The 13,251-nt window shown below is 36.3% G+C and carries 7 protein-coding genes and 1 tRNA gene; 6 read left to right on the top strand and 2 right to left on the bottom strand.

Going from position 1 to position 13,251, the window contains the following annotated elements; translation table 11 throughout:
- The first annotated feature begins 30 nt into the window (after positions 1-30).
- From ACYQ0O_RS00040 to trpD, 4 genes are all read left to right on the top strand, one after another.
- Positions 31-3,309, top strand: coding sequence for a hypothetical protein (locus ACYQ0O_RS00040; protein ID WP_459889462.1), 3,279 nt, complete (start codon positions 31-33; stop codon positions 3,307-3,309).
- A gap of 238 nt (positions 3,310-3,547) precedes the next feature.
- Positions 3,548-5,110 carry an ATP-dependent DNA helicase gene (locus ACYQ0O_RS00035; RefSeq protein ID WP_459889460.1) on the top strand — a complete coding sequence of 521 codons (1,563 nt, stop codon included), beginning with the start codon at positions 3,548-3,550 and terminating at the stop codon, positions 5,108-5,110.
- Positions 5,111-5,450: 340 nt separating this feature from the next.
- Entirely contained in the window at positions 5,451-6,434 is a 984-nt protein-coding gene (locus tag ACYQ0O_RS00030; protein WP_459889458.1) for a zinc-dependent alcohol dehydrogenase, read from the top strand.
- Between the two features lie 65 nt (positions 6,435-6,499).
- Positions 6,500-7,576, top strand: coding sequence for an anthranilate phosphoribosyltransferase (gene trpD / locus ACYQ0O_RS00025; protein WP_459889456.1), 1,077 nt, complete (start codon positions 6,500-6,502; stop codon positions 7,574-7,576).
- Between the two features lie 100 nt (positions 7,577-7,676).
- On the opposite strand, the gene fusA is transcribed toward trpD, so the two are convergent.
- Positions 7,677-9,740, bottom strand: a complete 2,064-nt coding sequence (fusA, locus tag ACYQ0O_RS00020) for an elongation factor G (RefSeq protein WP_459889454.1) — start codon at positions 9,738-9,740, stop codon at positions 7,677-7,679.
- Between the two features lie 505 nt (positions 9,741-10,245).
- Between fusA and selB the strand changes: the two genes are divergently transcribed.
- Positions 10,246-12,150 carry a selenocysteine-specific translation elongation factor gene (gene selB, locus ACYQ0O_RS00015; RefSeq protein ID WP_459889452.1) on the top strand — a complete coding sequence of 635 codons (1,905 nt, stop codon included), beginning with the start codon at positions 10,246-10,248 and terminating at the stop codon, positions 12,148-12,150.
- A gap of 4 nt (positions 12,151-12,154) precedes the next feature.
- Here selB and ACYQ0O_RS00010 read toward each other — a convergent pair.
- A tRNA-His gene (locus tag ACYQ0O_RS00010) sits at positions 12,155-12,227 on the bottom strand.
- 49 nt (positions 12,228-12,276) lie between these two features.
- Here ACYQ0O_RS00010 and murA point away from each other — a divergent pair.
- Positions 12,277-13,251, top strand: a 975-nt coding sequence (gene murA, locus ACYQ0O_RS00005) for a UDP-N-acetylglucosamine 1-carboxyvinyltransferase (RefSeq protein WP_459889450.1), incomplete at its 3' end; no start/stop codon positions are given.

The following is a 13,251-nucleotide window of genomic DNA, read 5'->3' as shown; positions in this document are numbered from 1 at the left end:
TAATGAATTTTAAACAGTAAGGGGGAATTTATGAAAAAAATAGTCATCTATGTTTCAGTGTTACTAATTCTATTTTTTTTGATTTTATCAGGCTGCAGCGGAGGTGGCAATGGTGTCAGTCCAAATTCATCAGATAATGCCTATACTCTGCCTCAAGGGAACCATGCATTACTTGGACCTCTGGCAAATGCAGATGTGAAAATTTGTCAGTTAGCATATACTCAAGATCATACATGTGTAGAGTTAAAGACAAATGAACTTGGAGCTTTCGAATTTACTAATCCCAAAGATTGGGATGAACATCAAATTGTATTAGTAAGAATCAGTGGAGGAGAGGACATCGATGTAGATGATGATGGATTAATAGATCCCAATCCAACCTCAAATAATGGTACACTATTTGGTTTTGCAAAAGTTGAAAATCTTATAGAGGGAAATGTTAATATTACAGTTCTAACTGACATAGTTTATAATTATGTAAGCCACTTATGTTCAGAGTCATCATGTAAACTTTCATATTCTGATCTTGAAAACACCTTAAATGTTGTAGCAGATAAATTGGTTGATTTAAAATCAAATTTAAAAAGAGCAGAAGCTACAACCTCATATTTTGGAGTGATCACTAGTTTTAACCCCTTAAAGGTGAATAAAACTCCTCTTAAATTCAGCCAAACTCACTTAAAAACCTTGACGGCATTATATCACAGGGGGGATCGCCAAGAATTAAAAAACAAAATAGAATCTATTTTCAAAAAAAATGGCCTAATAATGAATAACCCTGCTCTGGCAAAATTAAAAAAGGATTTGAAATTATTAATAATAAAACCCTCCCATGCAACATTAGAGATACAAAAGGGAGAACAAACTATTCAACAGAATGAACTACTTTGGATAAATCCAGAAAAAAAATCTAATATGACAGTTCAAATAAAATTAAAAAATCTAAATAGCAACTATCGTCTAATTAAGTGGATGGGTTGTAATAAAGTATCCAATAATGGAACAACATGTTATATTAACAATTTAAAAGAAGATAGAATAATTACTCCTGTCATACTACCAAAATTAAAGTTAGCAGATAATGTAAATATAGTGGATATAACAGGTGTGCAAATTACTCTTAACAACATAGACAATAATAGTTCAATATCAGATATAGAGGTCAATTCTCCCCTTTTAGATGACATAACAGTAACAACGAGTGATGTTGCCCTTATCTCAAAATTGAACAACTTAAAACCAGGTGATATTATAGTCCACAAAATCGAACCAGTTTTTTATAGAAGGATAACATCAATAAGTCCTGTTACTAACTATTTTGTAACTAATTTAGATGAAAATATAAATAAGAGTTCTACATTTAATATTTTAACTGAATTCGTACCCTTAACTAATATAATACCAAGAGGGTATATCTCTACTACCCTTACTCCAGATTCAGTCCAGGTTAACAAAGAAATAAAGTTGATAAATAGCGATCTTATTATTGGAGATGAATCCATTCCTTTTGATCCCACCAGACAATATATTGAAATAGATTTAAACAGGGGAGAAGTCTATACAAAGAGTCTGAAAAGAGACATAGATTATTCGTGGGAAACAGAATATGAAAAAACCTTTGGACCTCTTTATTTAGATAAAGATAAGAATTCTTCTCTAACAGGAATTGTCAAGCTCAGGCCTTATGTTGATCTCAACATTGGATGGGATACTGACGTAAGTTTGGATGGTATAGATTTAAAGTTGGATGGCATCTATTTGACGCTTGGATCCAACATACAAATAAATGGAAATGCCACAGCCCAGCTAAAAAAGAAATATAGTTTACATAAAATCCTATATAAAGGTCCTAAATTCACTCAAACTTTTTCCATTTACGGAATTCCAATAAAAGTGACTGAGGAGATACCTATTAGTTATGGTATCAAAGGTGCTGGGGCAGGAAAAGATTATGATAAAGCAAAGATCGTGGGTGCAGCAAAAATAACTTTTTCTGGTGTAAGTAATCCAGTTTTTGCCTTTGTTTATAATGGAGATAAACTGGAAAGTAGTTTAGATTCTGATTTTTCATTTAGCCAGAGTTCAGAATTGAATGTTGGAGCCAATGGATTTGCATATATTGGTGCAGAGCCTGCTGTATATGTTTATGGAATAGGTGTAGCTATGAATAACTATTTGGGACCATATTTAAAAGTGGATTTAAAAGCTATGCAAAATGCCAATGGCACAGAAACCGTATCTCTAGATGACATTATTGACAAAAATCTTAAAATTAGCACGGATGTTAAACTGGAAGGTAGTATTGGAATAGGTTATTATGGTAGAATCATCTCCTCAACCAAATGGGATAACAAGATAGCCAAAAAGATTGTGGAAAAATTAAACGATTCAATAAGAGGAAAATATACCGAATTCTGGAAAGAAAAACCCCTTTACACAGTGAGTAAAGAATTTGAATCAAGTAGTGAATGGGGAATTACTAACAAACCTGGAGAACTTCAGGTAATTGGAAACCGAAACATACTAATAACTAACGTGTGTGGAGAAAAATTACCTGTAAAACAGTATGATTTCACTTTAAAAAATCTTGGGGATGAAGAAATCCAGTGGGAACTGGGAAATGACTATACTGGAGATGACATCAATCTGGACTTTTCAAAAACATCTGGTTCTCTAGGACCTGGAGAGAGTACTAATGTCACACTTACAATTTCATCTGACAGTGATGGCATTTCGTGCACCAATACCCGCATCTCCTATAAAAATATTCATATCAACATAGATTTTAAACAGAAAATAAATAGAAATAACAACTCGGATGAAAAGAGGCAATCAAATAATATTTCTATTGTCTCCACTTTATTGTATGGGGACTTCAATTTAGTGGACGAGATAACTAAATTTTCTTGTAGTGTAGATATTTACGCTACAAATCCTTTGTCCTGGTCTCCAGATTTAAATTTAATGACAAATATTCACTATTTTAATAATATTCCCATACAAATCCTAAAATTTACATGGAATGCTCCTGAAAATACTTCATATATAGATGGATATACCATATTTTATTCTCAATATAATAATGGTAATTGCAATGATAAATACATTCCATTTGTAGATATATCAGATAACAATACCACTGAATATAGTGAATTTTTACAACAAAAATTAGAGCAAAACAAATCGTACTGTTTTAAAATCTATGGATATAAGAAATTAAGTCCATTATATTCCCTGTATGACAAAGTTTATTTTAAACCAGATAACAGCACTGAACATATTTTTAAAAGTACATCTAATACATACTAATATGCGAACAAAAAGAAAGAGGGTTAACATAAACCCTCTTTCCCACTTCGACATGTTAAAGGTACAAAAATTCTCCAGTAAAAGTCCCTCAAAAATCCCCCCCCTACTGGCATAGCTTTTGGCGACATCTTCATTGACAAATTCTGGCTTTAATTTTACATGTTATTTTGCATAATTAATCTAATTTAAATCTATAAAAGATGAGAGACTTTGCTTAAAAAACAAGAATTGCATTGAGATGAGGAAACTTAACCACATTGAAATTAACGAGGAGTTTAGAAAGGCCCATGAGTTGATGGAAAATGGCCAAAAACACCTCTTAATCACTGGTCGTGCAGGCACTGGTAAATCCACCTTACTCAACTATTTCAGAGAAACTACCAAGAAGAATGCAGTCTATCTTGCACCCACAGGGGTGGCGGCAGTGAACATCAGGGGCCAGACAATCCATTCCTTTTTTGGATTTCGCCCTGACATTACCCCTGAGACTGTAACAGAGGCAAACCCTCCAGACAGGGAAATCTACAAAAAAATTGACACCATTGTAATTGATGAGGTTTCCATGGTGAGGGCAGATTTACTTGATTCAATAGATATATTTTTGAGGAAATATGGCAAAACCAGAAAAAGACCCTTTGGTGGAATAAGAATCATATTCATAGGTGACCTTTATCAACTCCCACCAGTTGTCCGGTCAAAAGAAAAAGAAATTTTCAAGGAATACTACAAAAGTCCATACTTTTTTGATGCAAAGGTATTTCAGGACCTTCAAATAGACTATGTGGAGCTTCAAAAGGTGTACCGCCAGAGCGATGATAGGTTCCTTGATATATTAAATGCCATAAGAAACAAGACCATTACAGAGGAACAACTTGCGATCCTAAATAGCAAAGTAATGCCAGACTTTGCACTACCTGAAGGGGATTTTTACATATATCTCACCACCACAAACAGGCTAGCGGATACTATAAACAAGAAAAACCTCAAAAAACTAAATACAAAAAGGCATATCTATAAAGGTAAAAGGGTAGGTGATTTTGAATCAGATGCACTACCTGCCCCATTGAGCCTTGAGCTCAAAGTAGGCTGCCAGGTAATGTTACTTAACAACGACCCTCTTGGCAGGTGGATAAACGGCACAATGGGCAGGTTGGCAGATATAGAGACGCAAGGGAAGAAAAAAACAGACATCCTCTGGGTTGAACTTGAGGATGGTTCCACAGTAGAGGTTACACCCCATAAGTGGGAGATGTTTGAATATCATTATGATACAGAGATACAGACTCTAAAAACAGTCCCTGTTGGAACCTATGAGCAGTATCCCATTAGACTTGCTTGGGCAATAACCATCCACAAGAGCCAGGGACTCACATTTGATAAGGTCATCATTGACATAGGCAGGGGAACATTCTCCCACGGACACGCTTATGTGGGACTGTCAAGGTGTCGCAGTCTGGAGGGACTTGTACTAAAAAAACCCTTACAGTTAAAGCACATATGGCTCGATAAAAGGGTTGTGCAGTTTATCACCTCCTTTCAGTATCGCCTCTCTGAAGAAAAGATGCCATTAGAAACAAAGGTGAGACTCATTAAAGAGTCAATAAAAAAGAAACAACTCCTTGAAATGGTTTATCTCAAGGCAAAAGACGAACGCTCAAAGAGGGTGGTGCTTCCACTGAGCATTCAGGAAAGCACTTACAAGGGAAGTTCATTTCTGGCACTTAGGGCCTTTTGCCAGTTGCGGGGTGAAGAGAGGACTTTTAATGTAAAAAGGATACTTGAACTGAGGCAGGTGAAATAATATGCTTGCTGCCTGGTTTTTTTATCCAGGTTTTGACAGATTTAAATTAGGACTCACTAATCTTTTAATTTCTTTGAAGAAGAATTACAAGATTGTTAAAGTCAATTTAAAATCCCCACCAAAATGATATTGAAAGTTCTTAAATTCTAAAGTACGTTACTTAACTCGAGTTTATCACATTGATAAACTTGGGTTATGGTCTTGGTAGAAAAAACATTTTAAAGAGAAAGAATTAGTTATTGTAATAATTAGACTTGAAATAACTCTTCACTGGCAATTTCGCCAGCATTTGTTGTAACAAGTGGACCATACTGTTAAACAGTTAACTGAACGATTAAATATGTTTGCAATAATATTAGAAGATAAAAAATCTATAAAAATTAAAAAAATACCTATTCCAGAGAATATTTCTAACAATTATACATTAATGGAAGTAATGTATTGCGGTATCTGCAGAACCGATGTGAAATTGTGGGAAAAGGGTCATAGGGACCTAATATTACCTAGAATACCAGGACATGAAATTGTAGGCAGGGAAAAAGACAAACAAGAAATATATGTTGTGTGGCCTGGCGATTGTTGCGAAAAATGTAACTTCTGTAGAGCAGGAAGGGAAAATTTGTGTGATAATATCAAAATTATAGGTTTTCACAGAGATGGAGGCTTTGCCCAATTTGTATCTGTTCCTAAAAAAAGTCTTATAAAAATACCTAAAGATGTTCCTCCACAGGTAGCTGTACTGGCAGAACCAATAGGATGTGTAATTAATGCAATATCAAAGATAAAAGGGGGAACATTACTAGTGGTAGGGGCTGGCATAATGGGACTTTTATGCTGTCTGTGTGCTAGAGAATATGGATATACAGTATATCTTTATGATATTGATGAGGAAAGAATTAATAAATCTAAGGAAATACAAAATAAACTAAATATTATATCTTTAAAAGACTCACAAAACAAGTTTGATAGTGTAATAAATGCTACTTCAACTTATACTGGATTTGAGAATAGTTTAAATTTTTTAAAAAAAGGAGGTGTTTTTTGCTTTTTTAGTGCTATATCTAATTTATCTAAAATACCTGTGAAGATTATAAATGAATTACATTATAAGGAAATAACCTTGATAGGCAGCTATGGATGTAGGAAAATGCATATGGAGATGGCATTAGAAATTATACAAAACAACCAAGAAATTTTAAAAAGAACTATTACACGATTTATAAATCCAAAAGAAGTTGAGACTGCATTTTATGATATAATACATAAAAAAGCCTTTAAAATAGTATTAAATTGGCAAGAGGTTAATAATGAAACTCTATCTTAGTAGTCTTAGATAAAAATTTTATTCTTGTTTAAATATGACCTTTAAAGAATTAATAGGAGATGGAAATGGCAACAGAGACTGAATTAAGGGAGTTTGGAAAACTCATATGTGATATTGCTGCAGGCAAAAAAATGGATAGAGAAAAGGCAAAGGATGCCTATAGACAGGTTATTTTAAATATTCAACCAGATCTTCAGCAAGGAGCATTCTTAATGGCCCATATTACAAGGGGTCCTACCATAGAAGAACTTGCAGGGGCGTGGGATGCTTTAGATACATATGATACACAAAAGTTTTACATAAATACTAATGAATTTGTTTGCGATATAGTGGGGACAGGCTCAGATCCGTTAAAAACTGTCAATTGCTCTACTCCTGCAACATTTATTGCATCAGGTGCAGGACTTTGTATTGCAAAAAAAGGAGCTAGACTCGTTACAGGAGTTTCCGGAGCCTCTGATGTAATGGAAATTTTAGGTATTGATCTAAATACCCCTATGGAAAACGCAAAAAAATGTTTGGAAAAATACAAGATATGTTATCTGCCTGGAGAAGCATTTTTAAAATCCGGGTGGGCAAGGTTGATAAAATCCATGAGATTTACTTCTGCTTTTAATATTATTGGCCCACTCACGCGTCCATGTGAACAGACAAATGCAATCGTAATTGGTGCATACAGTCCCACAGTATGTGATCAATTAATTGCTATTTTAAAAGAGATCGGCATAAAAAGGGCAATATCCCCTTTTGGTATGGTAGAAGGAGAAGATCCATCAAAGGGGATGGATGAATTTTCAACATGCGGTCCAACAAGAGTAGTAGAGTTACGGGATGGGGAGATTCAAACATATATTGTAACTCCTTCAGATTTTGGACTTAAGACCAGGAAATTCTTTGAGATCATGAGTGGAAGAAATGCACAAGAAAATAGCATGAGAATTTTAAATGTGTTAAAAGGAGAATTTGATACTCCTGATGCAGATTTCTTTTGCATGAATGCTGCAGTAGCCCTGTACATATGTGATATGGCAAAAGACCTTAAACAAGGAGTTGAAATGGCAAAAGAATCAATTGTAAACAAAAGAGCAATGGAAAAGCTGGAAAACCTTAGAGAAATGCAGGGGATTTCAATAAAAAGATAAATTCAAAAAAAAATAGATAATAAATAAAATATGGGAAGGATATGGAGATCAAAAAAATGAGGCCCAAATGGCCTCATTTTTTTGATCTGGCCAGTTAATTCTATTTTTCTTTTTGTGCCTTTGATTCCTCTACTACCTTTTCCTGTATATTTGGTGGGCATTCTTCATAGTGGTCAAATTCCATTACAAATGTTCCCTGACCACCTGTCATGGACCTTAGGTCTGGCGCATATTTTAACACTTCAGCCATGGGAACATGGGCCTGTATTTCTGCTATTCCGTCCTGGGATTCATAGCCCAAAACCTTTCCTCTCCTGCTGGATAGGTCACCAATAACATCCCCCATAAATTCTTCAGGTACAGTTATGACCATTTTCATAATTGGCTCCAGAAGCACTATCCCTGCTTTTTCTGCTGCCTCTTTAAATGCCATTGAACCAGCAATCTTAAAGGCAAGTTCAGAGGAGTCCACGCTATGATAGGAGCCATCATACAATTCTACTTTAAAATCTACCACAGGATAGCCAGCAAGCACTCCTTTTTTAGCTGCTTCCTGGATTCCCTGGTCCACTGCTGGAATAAATTGTTTTGGTATAACACCACCAACAATCTGATTTTCGAATTCATATCCAGCACCCCTGGGTAGAGGAGACATCCTTATCCAGCAGTCTCCAAATTGGCCACGACCACCAGTCTGCTTTTTGTATCTCCCATGGGCCTCTGCCTTCCCCTTAATGGTTTCCTTGTAGGGAATCTTAGGTTCTTTTAATTTGACACCGACCTTGCTCCTTCTCTTGACCTTTTCAACAGACATTTCAATGTGAAGTTGCCCCATTCCTGATAGTAAAATCTCTTTTGTTTCTTCACTGTGTTCAACTTTTAGGCTAACATCTTCTTCAAGGAGTTTTTGTACAGCAGCCATCATCTTGTCTTCATCGCCTTTATTTTCTCCGCTAATTGCATAAGATAGTACTTGGGGTGGCAATTTGGGTTTGTCTAAGACAAATGGATTTTTTTCATGGCAAATGGTATCCCCGGTCTGTGTGCTTTTTAGCTTGGCAACAGCCACAATGGCACCTGGCCCAACCTCTTCCTTACATGGATCCATTTTTTTACCAATTACAAACTGGAGCTGTCCCAATTTTTCCTTTGCATTTTTTTCTGGATTAAATACCTGCATATCTGAAGTCAGCTTGCCAGATAAGACCCTTATCATTGATAAGAGACCACCAAATGGGGTGGTGATAGTTTTAAATACAAATGCGGCCAATGGCTCTTCTTCTGAAGAATTTCGGACTTGATCATCAACTCCTTTCCATGGCTTTCTCTCAATGGGAGATGGAAGTAAGTCCTGGATCATACCTAAAACCAACTCTGCTCCTTTATTTTGAAGGGCAGATATTGCACAAACCGGCACAATTTCCCCGCTTAAAACGCCTTTTCTCAGACCATTTTTTATCTCTTCAGGGGTGAGCTCTCCCTCTTCAAGATATTTTTCCATTAGCTCTTCATCACTTTCTGCTATATTTTCCACAGAATATTCATAGAGCTCTTCAATTCTGTCATTTAGATCACCAGGCACCTCCCCTGGCTCTATCTTCCCATCATCTTTGAATATATAGGCCTTTTTCTCTATTACGTCCACAACTCCCTTAAAATCTGCCTCAGAGCCAATTGGGTAATATTTTACCATTGGCTTTGCCTTTAGAACATCTTGAATCCCTTTTAACGCCTTTTCAAAATCAGCCCTTTCCCTATCCATTTTGTTAACAACCACTACTGTTGGAAGCTCAAATTCTTTTGCTTCATTCCATAGCTTTTTGTCCTGGGGTTTTACTCCATCTGTTGCATCTAAAACATATAGAATACCATCTGCAGCAACTAGCTGGTATGGGAGTTCCCCCTGGAAATTTGAATCACCAGGTGTGTCAATCAAAAAATGTCTATTTTTTTTCCATGTGTATACAGCAAAAGCAGGTTGAATGGATCCTCCCTTTTTGATCTCTTCAGGCTCGTAGTCAAGTACAGTGTTCCCATTGGGAATGGTCCCTAACCTTGTGGTCATCCCAACATTAAAAAATATCATTTCTGCTAAAGATGTCTTACCAGTCCCAGTACTCCCCAGCAAAGCAAAGGTGCGTTGTTTTTCTAGTATGTCCCGCATATCAACTCCCTTCTTAAAATATTAATTTTTTGTTCCAGAAAGTTAGTTAAAAACCCTTGTTTAGTCCTTTAAAAGGGGTCTTTCCTTTATATGGGCGGTGGATAAAAATTGTCAAGACAACATATATAAAAAAATTACTAGTAATAAATTTTCTGCGTCTTCCATTAACTCCTAAGTCTCAAGCCTTGCTGTGTCTGTGTATGCTATCTGTGTCTGTGGGTGTATAAAGTTCAATGTTCAAGGTTCAAGGTTTTAGGTGCTATTCGCCCTTCTACCTTCACCCTTCTCCCTTCTCACTATTCACTATTCACTTTATCCATAACCCAATTAATAATCAGAGCTAAATAGGCAGAATAGATTTTTAATACAGGGTTATTTGAGAGAGGCAAAATTCTTTACAACTCTCTGTTTTTTTAATACTCAATATTTTAATTTCTAAAAAATCTTGGAATTACAGTTGAGTTATAGATGAAATTTGAACATTAAAAAGAGCGGAGAGCTGCATATGTCTATTGTTATGGGAACAGCAGGCCATATAGACCATGGAAAAACTACTCTGATTAAGGCATTAACCGGAATAGATTGTGACAGGTTAAAAGACGAGAAAAAGAGGGGTATCACCATTGAACTTGGATTTGCATATCTGGATTTGCCCAGTGGAACAAGGCTCTCAATAGTGGATGTGCCTGGCCATGAAAAATTTGTAAAAAATATGGTAGCTGGTGCTACAGGGATTGATTTTGTCCTGTTAGTTGTGGCTGCAGACGAGGGTATTATGCCCCAGACAAGGGAACACATAGAAATTTGTTCCCTACTTGGAATAAACAAGGGGGTCGTTGCCCTGACCAAGATAGATATGGTGGATGAAGAATTAAGGGAGCTGGCAATAGAGGATGTATCTGATTATTTGTCCAATACTTTTTTAAAGGATACCAAAATCATCCCAGTTTCAGCCCATACAGGAGAGGGACTAAATAACCTGGTTAAGGCAATTGAAGAGATAGTAGCAAAAATAAAACAAAGGGACACTTCAGATATATTTGTACTCCCTGTAGACAGGGTCTTTACCTTAAAAGGTCATGGAACAGTTATAACTGGTACACTTATATCAGGGCATATCTCAGTGGGAGAGGATGTCTTTGTGTATCCCAGTAAAAAACCTTCAAAAGTAAGACAGATACAGGTTCATGGAGATTCTGTTAAAAGTGTATCTGCTGGAAGAAGAACTGCTATAAACCTGGCCCAACTGGAAGTTGAAGATATTAAAAGAGGAGATATAATAGGACGACCTGATACCCTTTTTCCTTCCACCACCTTTGATGTGGAAATAACGTGTCTATCATCTTCTCCCAGGCCAATTTTGCATAGAAAAGAAGTCCATCTCCATCACGGGACCACAGAGATCATGGCCAGGATATATCTCCTTGATAGGGATAAGCTTGAACCAGGGGAAACAGGATATGCGCAGGTTAGGTTCCCAGAACCAATGGTGGGGCTTTTTGGGGATAAATTTGTTATAAGGTCATTTTCTCCCTTAAGGACCATTGGGGGTGGGACAATAATAAATCCCATGGGACAGAAAATTAAAAGATACTCAAACCAAGTAGAAATTTTGAAAAAGATTATAAATGCAGACCTGGAAGGAAAAATAAGGCTCCATCTAAATAACATAGGTCTTAAGGGATACAGTCTAAAAGAGCTTCATGTGCTCACAAATGTCTCTTTGAAAAAATTGACTGGAGCATTGGAAAAACTCCAATCTAGGCAAGAGATTTTTTGTTATGACAAGGAAGAAAAAATATACATAGCCAGGTCCTGGGTGGATAGTCTTTTAGATAGTCTGGTTGAATACATAAATAAATTTCACGCTGAAAATCCAATTGATCCAGGGATTTCCAAGGGGCAGATAATTTCTCATTGGGGAAAAGATCTGAATTCAAAACTAATACATTTTATTTTGGAGTATGCCTTTAAACAGAAATTGATTGAAACAGAAGAGGAACTAATAAAAATAAAAGGCCACAAGGTATCCCTAAAAAAAGATCAGGAGCAATTGAGGAAGCGGATTTTGGAGCTTTTTGAAAAAAATAATTACTCTCCTCCAACTGTCAAAAATTTAGTGGAACAATTGGGTGTTGAGAAAAAAGATGTATACCCAATTCTCAAATTACTCACTGACAGCGGCGATTTGATTAAAATCAAAGAAGACCTGTTTTATTTAAAACATACCCTGGAAGAAATAAAATCTAAGATGATCAAATTTTTTGAAAACAGTGAAGAAATGAAACCCCAGAATTTTAAAGAATTAACAGGCCTTAGCAGAAAATATTCAATACCATTATTGGAATACTTTGACAAAGAAAAGCTAACTATAAGGGTTGGTGATGTGAGAAAGCTTCGAAGGAAATGAAAAGGGTGGGTGACAGGACTTGAACCTGCGACCACTTGGGCCACAACCAAGTGCTCTGCCACCTGAGCTACACCCACCACAGATGAAAAAATATTTATATGAAAAAGAAATTGAGGTCAAGCAAAAATGGATAGGTTAGTAATAGAAGGCGGAAATAAATTATCAGGTACTGTGAATATAAGTGGTTCAAAAAATGCTTCACTTCCAATTTTATTCGCAACTCTTTTGCTTTCAGATAGTGCTTATCTTGCTAATATTCCCAATTTAAGAGACATAGAAACAACAGTTAAGTTGCTAAATATACTTGGATGCGAAGTGGTCTATAACAAGAACAAAAAGACGATCAGAGTGAGTCCTCCTACTTTTATAAATGATGAAGCACCTTATGATCTTGTGAGGACAATGAGGGCATCTATCTTGTGTTTAGGGCCTCTTTTGGCCAGGAGAAAAAGGGCAAGGGTAGCCCTTCCCGGTGGATGTGCCATAGGAGTTAGGCCTGTTGATTTGCATATTCAAGGTCTATCAAAAATGGGTGCTCAGATAAATGTAGAGAATGGCTATATTGATGCTAGGTGTGATAGACTCAATGGTGCACATATTATTTTTGATTTTCCAACTGTAGGGGGAACTGAAAATTTACTCATGGCAGCAACATTGGCAAAAGGGGAAACTGTTTTAGAAAATGCTGCCAGAGAACCAGAGATAGTGGACCTTGGAAATTTTTTGAACCAATGTGGCGCGCACATTGAGGGACATGGCACCCATGTGATAAAAATTCAGGGTGTAGAGGAACTATCAGGCTGTGAATATGAAGTGATCTCAGACAGGATAGAGGCAGGTACCTATCTTGTGGCAGGGGCAATTACAAGGGGTAACATTGAGGTCAGAAATGCGCCTGTCTATGCAATGGATGGTATTCTATCAAAATTACAGGAGATGGGAGTAGATATTACAATCAATGAGGATAGACTGATTTTAGATGCAAAAGATCCCATAAATTGTGTTGACATAATAACTCAACCATATCCTGGTTTTCCAACTGACATGCAGGCCCAGTTCATGGCCCTTATGTGTACAGCTAAGGGTTCTGGTGTTATTAAA

This window comes from Desulfothermus okinawensis JCM 13304, from assembly GCF_054654515.1.
This window is presented reverse-complemented; position numbering and strand designations above follow the sequence as displayed.

What these genes read in the sequence shown, in the direction of transcription:
- ACYQ0O_RS00040 (WP_459889462.1), top strand. Translation starts at nt 31, where the DNA reads ATGAAAAAAATAGTCATCTATGTTTCAGTGTTACTAATTCTATTTTTT.
- ACYQ0O_RS00035 (WP_459889460.1), top strand. Translation starts at nt 3,548, where the DNA reads ATGAGGAAACTTAACCACATTGAAATTAACGAGGAGTTTAGAAAGGCC.
- ACYQ0O_RS00030 (WP_459889458.1), top strand. Translation starts at nt 5,451, where the DNA reads ATGTTTGCAATAATATTAGAAGATAAAAAATCTATAAAAATTAAAAAA.
- trpD (WP_459889456.1), top strand. Translation starts at nt 6,500, where the DNA reads ATGGCAACAGAGACTGAATTAAGGGAGTTTGGAAAACTCATATGTGAT.
- fusA (WP_459889454.1), bottom strand. Translation starts at nt 9,740, where the DNA reads ATGCGGGACATACTAGAAAAACAACGCACCTTTGCTTTGCTGGGGAGT.
- selB (WP_459889452.1), top strand. Translation starts at nt 10,246, where the DNA reads ATGTCTATTGTTATGGGAACAGCAGGCCATATAGACCATGGAAAAACT.